Origin of the sequence: Streptomyces sp. NPDC007863, assembly GCF_040633895.1 — a bacterium.
In the GTDB taxonomy this organism is placed as follows: domain Bacteria; phylum Actinomycetota; class Actinomycetes; order Streptomycetales; family Streptomycetaceae; genus Streptomyces.
The window spans coordinates 146306-160381 of sequence record NZ_JBEYEI010000013.1 but is presented as its reverse complement, the minus strand read 5'-3'; the positions used below and the strand labels follow the sequence as shown (position 1 = coordinate 160381).

Annotated in this window: 14 protein-coding genes; 8 read left to right on the top strand and 6 right to left on the bottom strand. The window is 74.5% G+C overall.

Annotation, left to right across the window (positions count from 1 at the left end):
- The first annotated feature begins 117 nt into the window (after positions 1–117).
- Positions 118–1308 (top strand): FAD-dependent monooxygenase, encoded by a 1191-nt coding sequence (locus tag ABZ621_RS21600; RefSeq protein WP_360606866.1) that lies wholly within the window; start codon positions 118–120, stop codon positions 1306–1308.
- 56 nt (positions 1309–1364) lie between these two features.
- On the top strand, positions 1365–2270 hold the full coding sequence (locus tag ABZ621_RS21595) for a Gfo/Idh/MocA family oxidoreductase (protein ID WP_360606864.1): 906 nt from the start codon (positions 1365–1367) through the stop codon (positions 2268–2270).
- On the opposite strand, the gene lnt is transcribed toward ABZ621_RS21595, so the two are convergent.
- On the bottom strand, positions 2215–3762 hold the full coding sequence (lnt, locus tag ABZ621_RS21590) for an apolipoprotein N-acyltransferase (protein ID WP_360606862.1): 1548 nt from the start codon (positions 3760–3762) through the stop codon (positions 2215–2217). The two genes, ABZ621_RS21595 and lnt, sit on opposite strands and share 56 nt — an antisense overlap.
- A 38-nt stretch (positions 3763–3800) precedes the next feature.
- The gene (locus tag ABZ621_RS21585) at positions 3801–4247 is read right to left on the bottom strand and encodes a nuclear transport factor 2 family protein (RefSeq protein ID WP_360606860.1); all 447 of its coding nucleotides are present in this window, start codon (positions 4245–4247) and stop codon (positions 3801–3803) included.
- An 83-nt stretch (positions 4248–4330) separates the two neighbouring features.
- Between ABZ621_RS21585 and ABZ621_RS21580 the strand changes: the two genes are divergently transcribed.
- The gene (locus ABZ621_RS21580; protein WP_360606858.1) at positions 4331–4924 is read left to right on the top strand and encodes a flavin reductase family protein; all 594 of its coding nucleotides are present in this window, start codon (positions 4331–4333) and stop codon (positions 4922–4924) included.
- 325 nt (positions 4925–5249) lie between these two features.
- Complete coding sequence (locus ABZ621_RS21575) at positions 5250–6557, top strand: hypothetical protein (protein ID WP_360606856.1); 1308 nt, start codon at positions 5250–5252, stop codon at positions 6555–6557.
- Positions 6558–6641: 84 nt separating this feature from the next.
- Here ABZ621_RS21575 and ABZ621_RS21570 read toward each other — a convergent pair whose 3' ends face one another.
- The gene (locus ABZ621_RS21570) at positions 6642–7517 is read right to left on the bottom strand and encodes an undecaprenyl-diphosphate phosphatase (RefSeq protein ID WP_360606854.1); all 876 of its coding nucleotides are present in this window, start codon (positions 7515–7517) and stop codon (positions 6642–6644) included.
- An 80-nt stretch (positions 7518–7597) separates the two neighbouring features.
- Positions 7598–8332 (bottom strand): TVP38/TMEM64 family protein, encoded by a 735-nt coding sequence (locus ABZ621_RS21565; protein ID WP_360606852.1) that lies wholly within the window; start codon positions 8330–8332, stop codon positions 7598–7600.
- 26 nt (positions 8333–8358) lie between these two features.
- Here ABZ621_RS21565 and ABZ621_RS21560 point away from each other — a divergent pair, with 26 nt between their 5' ends.
- From ABZ621_RS21560 to ABZ621_RS21550, 3 genes are read left to right on the top strand one after another with little or no spacing between them, the layout of a single operon-like run.
- Positions 8359–9159 (top strand): DNA alkylation repair protein, encoded by an 801-nt coding sequence (locus tag ABZ621_RS21560; RefSeq protein WP_360606850.1) that lies wholly within the window; start codon positions 8359–8361, stop codon positions 9157–9159.
- Positions 9160–9206: 47 nt separating this feature from the next.
- Positions 9207–10094, top strand: coding sequence for a patatin-like phospholipase family protein (locus ABZ621_RS21555; protein WP_360606848.1), 888 nt, complete (start codon positions 9207–9209; stop codon positions 10092–10094).
- 43 nt (positions 10095–10137) lie between these two features.
- Positions 10138–10983 carry a fused MFS/spermidine synthase gene (locus tag ABZ621_RS21550; RefSeq protein WP_360606846.1) on the top strand — a complete coding sequence of 282 codons (846 nt, stop codon included), beginning with the start codon at positions 10138–10140 and terminating at the stop codon, positions 10981–10983.
- Here the strand turns inward: ABZ621_RS21550 and ABZ621_RS21545 are convergent.
- Together ABZ621_RS21545 and ABZ621_RS21540 are read right to left on the bottom strand one after the other, a co-directional pair.
- Positions 10945–12282: an MFS transporter gene (locus tag ABZ621_RS21545; protein WP_360606844.1), complete on the bottom strand. Its 1338-nt coding sequence runs from the start codon at positions 12280–12282 to the stop codon at positions 10945–10947. The genes ABZ621_RS21550 and ABZ621_RS21545 overlap by 39 nt on opposite strands.
- 59 nt (positions 12283–12341) lie before the next feature.
- Positions 12342–13415 carry a hypothetical protein gene (locus ABZ621_RS21540; protein WP_360606842.1) on the bottom strand — a complete coding sequence of 358 codons (1074 nt, stop codon included), beginning with the start codon at positions 13413–13415 and terminating at the stop codon, positions 12342–12344.
- Between the two features lie 119 nt (positions 13416–13534).
- Between ABZ621_RS21540 and ABZ621_RS21535 the strand changes: the two genes are divergently transcribed.
- Positions 13535–13996, top strand: coding sequence for a DUF4442 domain-containing protein (locus ABZ621_RS21535; protein ID WP_360606840.1), 462 nt, complete (start codon positions 13535–13537; stop codon positions 13994–13996).
- The last annotated feature ends 80 nt before the right edge of the window (positions 13997–14076 follow it).

Here is a 14076-nt window from a genome sequence, read left to right as displayed (position 1 = left end):
CTCCCCGCTTCCTCTCGCGACTACAGCTGTAGTACGGTCATGGTGTCCGGCTACTACAGCTGTAGTCGGCGGGCTTCCGCAGCCCGCGGACGCGGCCGTCGCACCGAGGGAGCAGTCATGACACAGCACCGCGCCGTCGTCCTGGGAGCGGGCATCGGCGGCCTCACCGCGGCCGTCGGCCTCCACCGGCGCGGCTGGGACGTCACCGTCCTGGAACGCGCCGCCGACCTCGCCCCCGTCGGCGCCGGCATCGGCCTCGCCCCCAACGCCCTGCGCGCCCTCGACACCCTCGGCCTCGGCGACCGCGTCCGCGACCTCGCCGCCTGGCAGGGCGACGGCGGCATGCGCTCCCCCGACGGCCGCTGGCTCGCCCGCACCGACGCCCGCGCCGCCGCCGAGCGCTTCGGCGGCCCCCTCGTCCTCCTCCACCGCGCCACCCTCGTCGAGATCCTCGCCTCCGCCCTCCCGGCGGAGGCCGTCCGCACCGGCGCGCCCGCCGCCCTCGCCCACCCCGGCGACGCCCGGACCCCCGCCCGGGTCACCACCCCCGACGGCGACCTGGAGGCCGAACTCGCCGTCGCCGCCGACGGCATCCGCTCCGCCGCCCGGACGACGCTCTTCCCCGGCCACCCCGGACCGCGCTACTCCGGCTGCACCACCTGGCGGATCGTCATCCCCGCCCCCGACCGCCCCTTCGCCCCGCACGAGACCTGGGGCCGCGGCCGCCTCTGGGGCACCCAGCCCCTCAAGGACGGCCGGATCTACTCCTACGCCATGGCCGCCGCGCCCGCCGGAGCCCACGCGCCCGACGGCGAACTCGCCGAACTCCGCAGGCTCTTCGGCGACTGGCACCACCCCGTGCCCGAGATCCTCGCCGCCGCCGACCCCGCGGGGGTGCTGCGCCACGACGTCCACCACCTCACCGACCCGCTGCCCGCCTTCCACCAGGGCCGTACCGTGCTCCTCGGCGACGCGGCGCACGCCATGATGCCCAGCCTCGGGCAGGGCGGGAACCAGGCCGTCGAGGACGCCGTCGTCCTCGCCCACCACGCCCGCGTCCCCGCCGCGTTCGACCCGGGCCCGGCGCTCGCCGCGTACACCGCCGACCGGCTGCCCCGCACCACCGCCCTGGTCCGCAAGGCGGCCCGCACCGGCGCCCTCACCCTCGTGTCGGTCCGCCCGGCCGTCGCCCTGCGCGACACGCTCGTGCGGACCGTCTCCCGCTTCGGCCCCGGATTCGTCCTGCGCGGCTTCGACGGCATCGCCGACTGGCGGCCCCCGGTCGCGGAGCCCTCCCGCGTAAGCTGACCTGCGCGAACGGCCCCCGAAGCACGGGCCGTCGGACCACCGCAGAGGGAGACCCCGTGAAGATCGGCTGCATCGGACTCGGCGACATCGCGCAGAAGGCGTACCTGCCCGTCCTCGCCACCCTCCCCGGGGTCGAACTCCACCTCCAGACCCGCACCCCGGCCACCCTGGACCGCGTCGCCGAGACCTTCCACGTGCCGGCCGCCCGCCGCCACCGGGACCTCGACACGCTGCTCGCCGCCGGACTCGACGCGGCCTTCGTGCACGCCTCCACCGCCGCCCACGCCGAGATCGCCGGCCGCCTCCTCGACGCCGGCGTCCCCACCTACGTCGACAAGCCGCTCGCCTACGAGTACGCCGAATCCGAGCGGATCGTCGAACTGGCCGAGAAGCGCGGGGTCTCCCTCGCCGTCGGCTTCAACCGGCGCCTCGCCCCCGGCTACGCCCAGTGCCTCGACCACCCGCGCGAGCTGATCCTGATGCAGAAGAACCGCATCGGGCTCCCCGAGGACCCGCGCACCTTCGTCCTCGACGACTTCATCCACGTCGTCGACACCCTCCGCTTCCTCCTCCCCGGCGAGGCCGACCACATCGACGTCCGGGCCCGGATCCGCGACGGCCTCCTGCACCACGTGGTGCTCCAGCTCTCCGGCGACGGCTTCACCGCCATCGGCATGATGAACCGGATGAACGGCTCCACCGAGGAGATCCTGGAGGTCTCCGGCCAGGACACCAAGCGCCAGGTCCTCAACCTCGCCGAGATCGTCGACCACAAGGGCCAGCCGAGCGTCCGCCGCCGCGGCGACTGGGTCCCGGTCGCCCGCCAGCGGGGCATCGAACAGGCCGTCCACGCCTTCCTCGACGCCGTCCGCGACGGCACCGTCCTCAGCGCCCGCGACGCCCTGCTCACCCACGCCCTGTGCGAGCGCGTCGTCCGGGACGCCCTGGAGCAGGCCTCCTGAGCGCCCCGGCGCCCGCCGCCGCGCACACCGCGCCGACCACGGCGCAGGCGCCGTACAGCGGCCAGTCGCCCCAGCGGACGTACGCCGTCGTCGTCCCCGACAGCGGCAGTTCGCGGACGACGGCGGTGCTCGCGTCCGTGCCGACGGGCGGGCCCACGCGCCGGCCGTCGGGGCCGTACGCGGCGCTGACCCCGGTCAGCGTCGCGTGCACCACCGGACGGCCGGTCTCCGCCGCCCGCAGCGCCGCGAGCGAGGCGTGCTGCGCCGGCGCCCAGCTGCCCTGGAAGGTGCTGGTCGAGGACTGGACGACGATCACGTCCGCCCCGTCCCGGGCGAGCCGCCGGCCCATGTCGGGGAACGCGGACTCGAAGCAGACCAGCGGCCCGATCGCCGGCCGCCCCGCGCCGGGCAGCGCCATCACCGCCGGCGCCGTGCCCCGCCGCCGGTCCTCCTCGGCCGCCTTCCCCACCGAGGTCGCCCAGCCGAGCAGCGCCCGGGCGGGCACGTACTCGCCGAACGGCACCAGCCGCATCTTGTCGTACCGGTCACCGGTCGGTCCGTCCGGCGCGAACAGCAGCGCGCTCTTGTAGATGCCGGGGCGGTCCGCCCGCCGCGCGTCCACGTTCACCAGGAGCGGCGCGTCGACCGTCCGGGCGAGCGCGGTCAGCCGGGCCGTCAGCGCCGGATCCCCGGCCGGGTCCCGGCCCACCCCGCTCTCGCCCCACACCACGAGATCGAGCCGCTGCCCGGCGAGGCCGCGCGTCAGCTCCACGGCCCGGTCCAGGCGCCGCCCGGCACCCTCCGGCCCGCCGTGCACCCCCGGCTGCACCATCGCGACCCGCACCACGCCCGACGGGCGCGGCGGCCCGACGCCCCACGCCGCCGTCCCCGCCACCAGGGCGCACGCGGCGAGCCCCGCCACCCCCACCGACCGCAGCCCGGGCACGGCGACGAGCAGCACCAACGCCGTGTTCACCGCCACCACCAGCAGGCTCACCAGCCACACCCCGCCCACCGAGGCGAGCCGCAGCGCCGCCGGCACCTCCCACTGGCTCGCGCCGAGCAGCCCCCACGGGCCGCCGAGCCCCTCCCACGACCGCACCAGCTCGATCAGCAGCCACCCCGACGGCACCGCGCCCAGCGCCACGGCGGCCCGCGCCGGAGTCGGAGCCCCGCCGAGCAGCGCCCGTACGAGCACGCCCCAGGGCGCCCAGAGCAGTCCCAGGAGAACCGCCATCACCAGCAGGAACACATGGACGCTCGGCAGCAGCCAGTGGTGCACGGCCAGCAGGAAGCCGACACCGCCGCACCAGCCGTCCAGGGCGGCCCGGCGCGGGCCCGGAGCCGTACGGACGAGCAGCAGCCAGGGCACCAGGCAGACGTACGCCCACCACCACAGCCCGGGCGCGGGGAAGGCGAGCGCCGGCAGCGCGCCGCAGCCGACGGCGAGCAGCGACCGCACCGGCCTCACGCGCCCCAGGGGGTTCCGCATGGTGTGCCTCCCGCCCGTCGCCTCCAGTCTGCGCCCGGTCAGGGAAGCCGGCGCCAGCGCTCCTCCACGACGACCGAGCGCAGCCGCCAGCCGTCGGCGGTCCTGCGGGCCGTGAAGGCGTACCGGCCGCCGCAGACGAAGTCGTCCCCGGAGGCCATCCGCATCGGATTCACGTAGTCGGCGCGGACCTCGGCCCCGTCGCCGGTCTCCGCGTAGCCGCCGGGCCGGTGCAGGGTCACCCGGCGGTTGACGATCAGGTGCTGGCGCACCGGGAAGAGGGTCATCGTCGCCGCCAGCCAGTCGGCGACCTCGGCGGCGGGCCCCTCGATGCCGCCGGAGCCGGAGTAGTCGGCGCGCCCGTCCGGGGTGAAGAGGGCGCGGTAGCCGGGCCAGTCGGCGTCGTCCACGGCCGCCGCGTACCCGGTGACCAGGTCGTCGACGGCGAGCCGGTCCATCACGTTCGCGAGGTCCACGCGCTGCGTCATCGCCTCAGTGTCGGGCAGCGGGCGCACGGCGCCAAGAGGCGTGCGCGCGTCGCCCCGTCCCGGGCCGCGGTCATACTGGCCGGATGCGCATCGACGTCGACCCCGCTCTGACCGACCCCACCGCCGTCTACCGGCTGCTGACCGCGACGGTGGTGCCCCGGCCGATCGCCTGGGTCTCCACCCGCGCCGCCGACGGCACGGACAACCTCGCGCCGCACTCCTTCTTCACCATCGCCTCGGTGAACCCGCCGGTCGTGCAGTTCACCTCCGTCGGCCGGAAGGACTCGCTGCGCAACGTGGAGGAGACCGGCGAGTTCGTGGTGAACCTCGCCCCCGAGGGGCTCTTCGAGCAGATCAACGCGACGGCCACGGACTTCCCGCGCGGCACGAGCGAGTTCGACGCCTGCGGGGTGGAGCGCGAACCGGGCCGCCGGGTGAAGGTGCCCCGCGTGGCCGCCTCCCCGGTGGCCCTGGAGTGCGAGCTCCACAGCACGCTCCGGATCGGCGACTCGACCGTCGTCTTCGGCCGGGTCGTGCACGTCGCCGTCGACGAGGCGTTCCTGGACGACGGCCACCCCGAGATCACCCGGATGCGCCCGCTGACCCGGCTCGGGAAGAACGAGTGGGGCACCCTCGGCGGCGTCAGGGAGATCGCCCGGGTCCCCTACCAGGCCTGAACGACGCGCCTCCGTGAGCACGGCACCGTGCTCACGGAGGGAACGGCGGGTCCGGGGCACCGATCTGACGCCCGCTCACGCCCTGCGAGACCGAAGCGGACTCGTCGGCCCACTCGCGGCCGCTGCGCGTCCCGGCCCGCACCGCCGCCCGAGTTGCCAACTCGGGGGCACAGGAGAAGAGTGGGCCGTGTGATTCCTGTGCACCGTTGAGTCGTGGAACTCCGGTCACCTCGGGCCGCTACACGGGTCGGCCCCCGCGGACGAAGCAGCACACTGACAGCTACAGCTACAGCTACAGCTACAGCTACAGCTACCTGGATCCACCATGACCAGATCCGCCCAGAGACGAGTCGTCCGCGCCGCGAGCGCGTCCCTCCTGGCGGCAGGCATGGCCCTGTCGGCGGGAATGGGCGCCACGGCGGCCGCCGCGCCCCCGCAGTTCCAGGCCGTGGGCGCCGAGCCGGCCCAGCCGACACCGCCACCACCTCCGGAGGACGGGGACCCGGCGGAGCCGGTGGAGCCGGCGGAGCCGGTGGAGCCGGTGGATCCAGGGGAGCCGGTGGACCCGCCTCCTGGCGAGGAGGAGCAGGTGCCACCCGAGGAGGGCGAGCAGGTCCCGCCCGAGGAGGGTGAGGAGCAGGTCCCGCCGGAGGAGGGCGAGCAGGTCCCGCCGGAGGAGGGCGAGCAGGTCCCGCCGGAGGAAGGGCAGGGGGCCGGAGTGGAGGGCGAACTGCCGGCCGAGGGCGAGGAAGCCCCTGCGGCCCAGACCGCCGAATTCCCGAACCTGCCTCCCGAAGAGATCCAGAAGCAGGTCACCACCCGGATCGCGGAGTCCCAGCTCTCGGCCGCGGACAAGGCGAAGGCCCAGAAGGCCCTGGACGACCTCGTCGAGCTCGCCACCAACGGGTCGGCGGAGGAGAAGGCCATTGCGGCGAGCCTCGCGCAGGGGCTGGGAGAGGCCCTGAGGCTCGGTCAGGACGACACCCTGTCGCAGGAGGAGCGGGACAGGTTCAACAAGATCGCGCGCGGCATCGGCGAGGCGTCCGCGAAGGTCTTCGCCCCGAACGCGTCCGTCGAGGACCAGCTCATCTACGGGGACATCCTCACGAACCTGAACGCCGTCATCACGGGCCTCACGGACCCGGCACTCGACGCGGACGGCAAGGCGTTCTACACCAAGTACGTCGACGTGCTCCTCGGCGGCCTGCTGGCCGCCGAGGAGACGGGCACCGCGCCGACGAATCCGGAGGACAAGAAGAAGACCCAGGAGCAGCTGCAGAAGAACGCGGCGGCGCTGAAGGTCTATCAGAGCGCCGGCTCCTCCGAGTCGGAGCGGGCCGAGGCCAAGGCGACGCTCGACGAGCAGGCACGGGCGGTGAACGACCCCGCGTACCTGAAGCTCGTGGCGGAGCTCAAGCGCCTGAAGGCACCGCAGGCCTGCCTCGACGTCGTCCAGACCCGGACGCAGCAGGCCGGCTGGCCGGACGGCTCCCTCTGGGGCCTGACCGACACGTCCTGTGAGGCCACGGTGAAGGCGGGCGCCGCGGACAGCGGCAGCGGCTGGGCCGCGCTCTTCGACTGCGTCCTGAACGAGCCGTTCAGCACCTGCGCGGCGCGCATCCCCGACGAGTAGTCGCGCGCAGGACGGTTCTCCTCGGAGACGAAAGGGCCCGCACGGCATGCCGTGCGGGCCCTGGTGGGGTGTCTCGGCTTCCGGTCAGTCGCCGGACTCGCCCGCGTGCGGGCTGAGGACGTCCGTGCCGACCAGGATGAACAGCAGGATGCCCAGCGCGATGCGGTAGTACACGAACGGCATGAAGGACTTCGTGGTGATGAACTTCATGAACCAGGCGATCACCGCGTAGCCCACGCCGAAGGCGACGATCGTGGCGAAGATCGTCGGACCCCAGGAGACGTGCCCGCCCTCGGTCGCGTCCTTCAGCTCGAAGACGCCCGAGGCGAGGACGGCGGGGATCGCCAGGAGGAACGAGTAGCGGGCGGCGGACTCGCGGGTGTAGCCCATCAGCAGACCGCCGGAGATCGTCGCGCCGGAGCGGGAGACGCCGGGGATGAGCGCCATCGCCTGGCAGAAGCCGAAGATCAGGCCGTCGCGGACGCCGAGGTCCTTCAGCGTCTTGCGCTCCCGGACCACCCGGTGGCGGCCGCCGATCTCGTCGCGGGCGGCGAGCCGGTCGGCGACGCCGAGGACGACGCCCATCACGATGAGCGTGGTGGCGATGAGCCGCAGGTCACGGAAGGGACCCTCGATCTGGTCCTTGAGCGTGACGCCGAGGACGCCGATCGGGATGGAGCCGACGATCACCAGCCAGCCCATCTGGGCGTCGTGGTCGGAGCGCATCGACTTGTCCGTCAGCGAGCGGAACCACGCCGAGATGATCCGGCCGATGTCCTTGCGGAAGTAGATCAGGACGGCGGTCTCCGTGCCGATCTGCGTGATCGCCGTGAAGGCCGCGCCCGGGTCCTCCCAGCCGGCGAAGGCGGCGGTGAGCCGGAGATGTGCGCTGGAGGAGATGGGAAGGAACTCCGTCAGCCCCTGGACGAGTCCGAGGATGAACGATTCGAACCAACTCATGGGGCTTGGGCCGTCCCGTATGTACGTGTGCGGTCAGAAGGTCGAGCGCAGCGTACCGCCCCAAGGTGACGCGTCCGTGATCAGGTGGCGTCGGCGGTCGCGGGCACCCGCGGCCGGCGCAGGGCGTGCCGCTTCCGCCAGGCGACCACCGCCGCCGCGAGCCCCGACACCACGATGAAACCGGCCGAGAACAGGAACGCCGGCGAACCGGGCTCGCCCGCCTGAGCGCCGGCCACCACGTACGCCGCCGTGTTCGGCACCGTCCCGATCGCCGTCGCCAGCAGGAACGGCACGTACCCCATCCGCGAGACCGCCGCGCAGTAGTTGGCCGCGGCGAACGGCACGCCGGGGAAGAGCCGGATCGCCAGCATCGAGCGGAAGCCGTGCCGGCTCAGCTGCCCGTCCGCCGCCCGCAGCCAGCGCCCCTTGAGGAGCGGCCGCAGCGCGTCCTGGCCGAGCACCCGGCCCAGGGTGAACGAGATGCCGGCGCCGAGCACCGTCCCCGCCACCGCGGCCGTCAGCCCGTACGCGGAACCGAAGAGCGCCCCCGCCGCGAGGTTCAGCACCGGGCGCGGCACGAACGCCGCCGTGCACAGCCCGTACGCCAGACCGAACAGCAGCACCGCGCCCGCACCCGCTCCGTCCGTCCGCGGCCACCCCGAGGCCAGCAGGCGCTGCGGCTCGTACAGCACCACCAGCGTGCCGGCGGTCAGCAGGACGAGCGCGAGCAGCGCGAGACGCGACCGGGGCGAGATCAGGGCCCGGGAGCAGCGGACGGCGAACGGGTCCGTCGGCCGGGGCACGGGAGCGAGCATCCGGGGAGAGTAGCGGAGACCTCCGTATGATCGCCGTAATGTGCGCCATGTCCGACCCCGGCCGGCCGCTCGACCCCGGGCCGGGGCAGCCTCCGTACGACGTCCCCGGACCGCTCCCGCGTGACGTCCCCGACAGCGACGTCCCCGACAGCGAGCTCGCCGACACCGTCCTCGGCCGCCTCACCACGCTCTACCCCGCCGCCGGGAACCCCTTCCGGGCGCAGGAGATGGTCGCGTACATGAAGGGCGTGGCGCCCTTCCTCGGCATCCGGACGCCGGAGCGCCGCGCCCTCTCCCGCACCGTCCTCGACGGCACCCCGCGGCCCGCCGAGGACGACTGCGCGGCCGTCGCGCTGCGCTGCTTCGCGCTCCCCGAGCGGGAGTACCACTACTTCGCCGTCGACTACCTGCGCCGCCACGTGAAGCGGTGCTCGTCCGGCTTCCTGCCCGTCGCCCGGCGGCTCGTGACCACGGTCTCCTGGTGGGACACCGTCGACCACCTCGCCGCCCACGTCGTCGGCGGACTCGTCGCCGCCGACCCGGCGCTCGGCGCCGAGATGGACCGGTGGATCGACGACGAGGACCTGTGGATCGCCCGCACCGCCCTCCTCCACCAGCTGCGCCTCAAGGAGGACACGGACGCCGACCGGCTCTTCGCGTACTGCCTGCGGCGCGCCGCCGACACCGACTTCTTCCTGCGCAAGGCCATCGGCTGGAGCCTGCGCGAGTACGGCAAAACCGCCCCGGGCGAGGTGCGCGCCTTCGTCGCCGACCACCGCTCCCTCCTCTCCCCGCTCTCGGTCCGCGAGGCCCTCAAGCACCTGTGACCCACCCTGCCGGGGGCCGCGCCGGGCGGCTGCGCGAGACTCGGGCCATGAGCGACACGGACACGCCAGGGGGCGGCACGACGGACGGCGGGACCGCACTGGTCCTCGGAGCGGGCGGCCTGGTCGGCGCCGCCTGGGAGATCGGGCTCCTCCACGGCCTCGCCGAGGCGGGCACGGACCTCTCCGACGCCGGCCTGGTCGTCGGCAGCTCCGCCGGCGCCGTCGTCGGCGCCCTGCTCACCGCCGGCACCACCCCTCTCGCCGAGCTGTACGAACGGCAGCTCGACGGCACCGACACCGAGCCGGCCGTCCGCTTCGGCGCCGGGACCCTCCTCCGCTACACCCTCGCCGTCCTCACCTCCCGCACCCCGGAGGCGTACGGCCGCAAGCTCGGCCGGCTCGCCCTGCGGGCCCGCACCGTCGACGAGGCCGCCCGGCGGGCCGTCGTCGCGAAGCGCCTCGGCGAGGCCACCGAGTGGCCCGGCGCCGGCCGGCTGCGGCTCACCGCCGTCGACGCGGAGAGCGGCGCGCTCGGCGTGTTCGACGGCGGCCCGGACGGGGTCGGGCTCGTCGACGCGGTCACGGCCGGCTGCGCGATCCCGGGTGTCTGGCCGCCCGCGAGCCTCGCCGGACGGCGCTGGATCGACGGCGGCGTCCACTCCACCGCCAACGCCCACCTCGCCGCCGGCCGGGAACGGGTGATCGTCGTCGCGCCCAGCGCCATGGGCAACAAGGCCGTGCACTCCCCGGCCCGGCAGGCCGCCGCCCTCACCGCCGCCGGCAGCCGTGTCGTGGTGATCACCCCCGACGCGGACGCCAAGGCCGTCATCGGCGCCCGCGCGCTCGACCCCGCCCAGCGGGGTGCCGCCGCCCGTGCCGGCCGCGCCCAGGCCGCCGCGCACGCGAAGGCGGTCGCCGCCGTCCTGGCCGGGTGACGGGAGGGCGCGAGCATGATCCGCGCGGGAGCACAATGAAGGGGTGAACGAGCAGATTCCCGTCCTCCGCGAGGTCGACCACGGCACCGCGCGCCTCATGCCCGACGTGGACCGGGAGCGGGCCTGGCTGCTCACCGTCGACGGGGCGCCGCAGTCGTACGTCGACCTCGACGAGCCCGGCCACCTGGAGTTCGAGTACGCCCGCCGGCTCGGCCACGTCGTCGACACGGCCGCCGAGGAGGGGGCGCCGCTGGACGTGCTCCACCTCGGCGGCGGGGCCCTCTCGCTGCCCCGGTACGTCTCCGTCACCCGGCCCGGGTCGCGCCAGGACGTCGTCGAGGCCGACGGCGGGCTCGTCGCGCTCGTCGCCGAGCACCTGCCGCTGCCGGACGGCTCCGGCGTCACCGTGCACACCGCCGACGCCCGCGCCTGGCTGGAGGCGGCGCCCACCGCCTCGGCCGACCTGATCGTCGGCGACGTCTTCGGCGGCTCGCGCGTCCCCGCGCACCTGACCTCGCTCACGTACGCCCGGGAGGTCCGGCGGGTGCTGCGCCCGGGCGGGATCTACGCGGCCAACCTCGCCGACGGGGCGCCGTTCGGCTTCCTCCGGGGCCAGCTCGCCACCTTCGCGGCGGTCTTCCCCGAGCTCGCCCTGATCGCCGAGCCGGCGGTGCTGCGCGGCCGGCGGTTCGGGAACGCGGTCCTGGTCGCCTCCGACGAGGCCCTCGACGTGGCCGGGCTGACCCGCCGGGCGGCCGCGGACGCCTTCCCCGCGCGCGTGGAGCACGGGGAGGCGCTGGCGCGGTTCACCGGGGGCGCGCCCCCGGTCGGCGACGCGGAGGCCGTCGGGTCACCCGTGCCGCCCGAGGGCGCCTTCGGCATCGGCTGACGCACCCGGCGCGGGGACGGCGGCGGGTGTCGTGCCGCCGCCCGCCGCGGCGGCCCCCTCCCGGTGCGGACGCCGCGTCAGGTTGCGGACGTCGGGGACCAGCAGGACGAGCGCGGTGACCAGGGTCATCAGGACCGCCGCGCCCCACAGCGAGGCCGTCCGGCCGAAGGCCGTCTCGGACGGCCCGGCCAGGGCGGTCGTCAGGGGCAGCAGCGCGGTGGAGCCGAACCAGTCGTAGGCGGAGACCCGGGACAGCTTCTCCTCCGGGATCTCCTGGTGCAGCGTGGTCATCCAGGAGACGCCGAAGATCTCCATCGCCACGCCGCTGGCGAACATCACGGCCGTGAGGCCGATCGCGGGCAGCGGGACGGCGAGCGCCGCCGAGGGCAGCGCGATCGGGAAGACGCCGAGGGTGCCGACGAGGAGCATCCGGCGCGGCTTCCACCGGGTCATCAGGATCGCGCCGACGACCGTGCCCACGCCGTACCCCGCGAGCGCGATGCCCCAGGGGCGGGCGCCGCCGAGCTCGTCCCGGGCGACCAGCGGTCCGTACACCGACTCGACCGCGCCGATGAGTCCGACGACGACGGAGAACTGGGCGACGATCGACCACAGCCACGGGCGGCCGACGAACTCCTGCCAGCCCTCGCGCAGATCGGAGAGGAGTCCGCCGCCGGGCTTGCGCTCCGAGATGCCGCTGACGTCGAGGAAGGCGCGCAGGGCGGCCGCCACGGCGAAGGCGGCGGCGTCGACGGCGAGGACCCAGCCGGCGCCGACGAAGGCGACGAGCGCGCCGCCGAGCGCGGCGCCGCCGATGCCCGCGCCGTGCATCGCCATCCGGTAGAAGGCGAAGGCCCGGCTCGCCTGCTCGCCCGAGACGCTGGACATGAGCATGCCCTCGGCCGCCGGGTTGAAGAAGGCCTGCCCGGCGCCGCAGAGGCCGGTGAGCACCATCATCTGCCAGATCTCGGCGGTGCCGGAGAGGACCAGCGCCGCGAAGACCGCCTGGGAGACGAAGTTCATCGTGTTCGCGGCGACCATCACGCGGTGCCGGGGGAAGCGGTCGGCGACCGCGCCGCCTATGAGCAGGAACAGCACGAGCGGCAGGAAGCGCGCCATGGCGACGAGGCCCACGTCGCCCGCGTCGCCGCCGGACTCGAAGACGGCCCAGGTGGTGGCGATCAGGGCGCCGTTCGCACCGAGGCTCGTCACGATGGTGGCGGCGGTGAGCAGCACGTAGTTGCGGCCGGCCCACGCGGGGCGGCGGGTGGCGCGGGGGGAGGCGGAGCGTTTCGTCACTGGGGGACTATCCCCGCCGCCTCCCCTTCCTGCCAAACCGGATTCGTCCTGGCGGACGCTCAGGAGCCCGGGGTGAGGCGGACCGTGGAGAGGATCTTCCGCATCGTCGCGTCCGGGAGCTCGTCCTTCACGCCGTCCGCCGCGTAGAGCACGAAGGTCGAGAGGTCGTTCTTGGCGTTGAGGAAGCTGAAGGCCATCGACTTGCCGTCGGTCTCGCACTTGTTGCGCTTCTTCACGCCGGGGGCGACGGCGGTGGCCATGCTCCCCTTGAGACCGGACGCCGTGGTGTACGGGACGGGGTTGGTGATCTTGATGGTCTTCTCCGGCATGTGCTGCGCGAACGCCGCCCACACCCACATGCCGGCCTGGCCGCGCGCGGCGGAGGCGGCGTCCTTGGCGCCCTGGGCGCCCTTCGTGCCGGCGCCCGCCAGTCCCGAGTACTCGGGACTGCCGCTCCTGTCCGAGTCGACGGCGCACCACTTGCTCTTGAAGTCGGCGGGTCCGGACATGACGACGAGCGGGCTGCCGTCGCCCTTCTCCGCGTCCTCGAAGCCCACGCGCATGGTCGGCTTGCCGACCTCCCACTCCGGCGGCACGTCGAAGAGGGTGCCGTACGAGGGGTTGTGGACGACCTTCCAGCCGGGGATCGTCGGCTGGTACTCCTCGCCGGCGCCGCGCGGGTTGTCGATCTCGGAGGTCGGCGCCTCCGAGGGCTCGCTCGACGTGGTCGCGGGGGAGGAGGGCGCGGAGGAGCTGGTCGTCGGCTTGTCGGCGACGTCCTTCTTGCCCTCGTCGTCGCCCAGGACGAGGAAGGCGGTCACGCCGCCCGCGACGACCACGGCCGTGGCGGCGACGATCGCGATGAGCGTGGTCCGCTTCCGGCCGCCGCCGCCCGGGCCCTGCGGCGGGACCGGGCCGGGCACCTGGTACTGCGGCACGGTCGGCTGCTGGTACGGGTTGGGCTGCGCGTATCCCTGCTGCGGGTACTGCGGGTAGCCGCCCTGCTGCGGGTATCCCGGCTGCGTCGGCTGCTGGTACGGGTTCGGCTGCTGGTATCCCGGCTGCTGGTACGGGTTCTGGTTCTGGTCCTGCGGGTTCTGCTCGCCCCCGGGCGGCTGCTGTCCTGGCCACATGGGCCGTAACGATAGAGGGGTGGGGCGGGCCCGGCCACGCCCGGCCCCGCCCGGGGCGGTCACGGTTCGGTCCGGGAAGGCATGGCCAAGACTTCTACTCGCGGGTAACATCACGGCCCATGAGCGCAGACCAGAAGTCCGTCGGCGAGATGCTCGCCGCCACGGTCCCCATGGCGGGAACCCTCAACCTGGAGTTCCTGGAGACCACCGCCGAGCGCGCCGTCGTGCGCCTGCCCGACCAGCCCGCGTACCACAACCACGTGGGCGGCCCGCACGCCGGCGCGATGTTCACCCTCGCCGAGTCCGCCAGCGGCGCCATCGTCCTCGCCGCCTTCGGCGACCAGCTCGGCCGAGCCGTGCCGCTCGCCGTCAACGCGGAGATCGCGTACAAGAAGCTCGCCATGGGCGTCGTCACCGCGACCGCCACCCTCGGCCGCCCGATCGCCGACGTCGTCGCCGAGCTCGACGCCGGGGAGCGCCCCGAGTTCCCGGTCCGCATCGACATCACCCGCGAGGACGGCGCCGTCACCGGCGAGATGACCGTCCTGTGGACGCTGCGGCCCAACGGCTTCGGCAAGTGAGCCACCGGTAGGGACCGCCTCCCCGCCCCCGCACCCTCCCTTCGGGTGCGGGGGCGGTCGCGTCCCGGGGCGGCGCCCCG

What these genes read in the sequence shown, in the direction of transcription:
- ABZ621_RS21600 (WP_360606866.1), top strand. Translation starts at nt 118, where the DNA reads ATGACACAGCACCGCGCCGTCGTCCTGGGAGCGGGCATCGGCGGCCTC.
- lnt (WP_360606862.1), bottom strand. Translation starts at nt 3,762, where the DNA reads ATGCGGAACCCCCTGGGGCGCGTGAGGCCGGTGCGGTCGCTGCTCGCC.
- ABZ621_RS21585 (WP_360606860.1), bottom strand. Translation starts at nt 4,247, where the DNA reads ATGACGCAGCGCGTGGACCTCGCGAACGTGATGGACCGGCTCGCCGTC.
- ABZ621_RS21580 (WP_360606858.1), top strand. Translation starts at nt 4,331, where the DNA reads ATGCGCATCGACGTCGACCCCGCTCTGACCGACCCCACCGCCGTCTAC.
- ABZ621_RS21575 (WP_360606856.1), top strand. Translation starts at nt 5,250, where the DNA reads ATGACCAGATCCGCCCAGAGACGAGTCGTCCGCGCCGCGAGCGCGTCC.
- ABZ621_RS21570 (WP_360606854.1), bottom strand. Translation starts at nt 7,517, where the DNA reads ATGAGTTGGTTCGAATCGTTCATCCTCGGACTCGTCCAGGGGCTGACG.
- ABZ621_RS21565 (WP_360606852.1), bottom strand. Translation starts at nt 8,332, where the DNA reads ATGCTCGCTCCCGTGCCCCGGCCGACGGACCCGTTCGCCGTCCGCTGC.
- ABZ621_RS21560 (WP_360606850.1), top strand. Translation starts at nt 8,359, where the DNA reads ATGATCGCCGTAATGTGCGCCATGTCCGACCCCGGCCGGCCGCTCGAC.
- ABZ621_RS21555 (WP_360606848.1), top strand. Translation starts at nt 9,207, where the DNA reads ATGAGCGACACGGACACGCCAGGGGGCGGCACGACGGACGGCGGGACC.
- ABZ621_RS21540 (WP_360606842.1), bottom strand. Translation starts at nt 13,415, where the DNA reads ATGTGGCCAGGACAGCAGCCGCCCGGGGGCGAGCAGAACCCGCAGGAC.
- ABZ621_RS21535 (WP_360606840.1), top strand. Translation starts at nt 13,535, where the DNA reads ATGAGCGCAGACCAGAAGTCCGTCGGCGAGATGCTCGCCGCCACGGTC.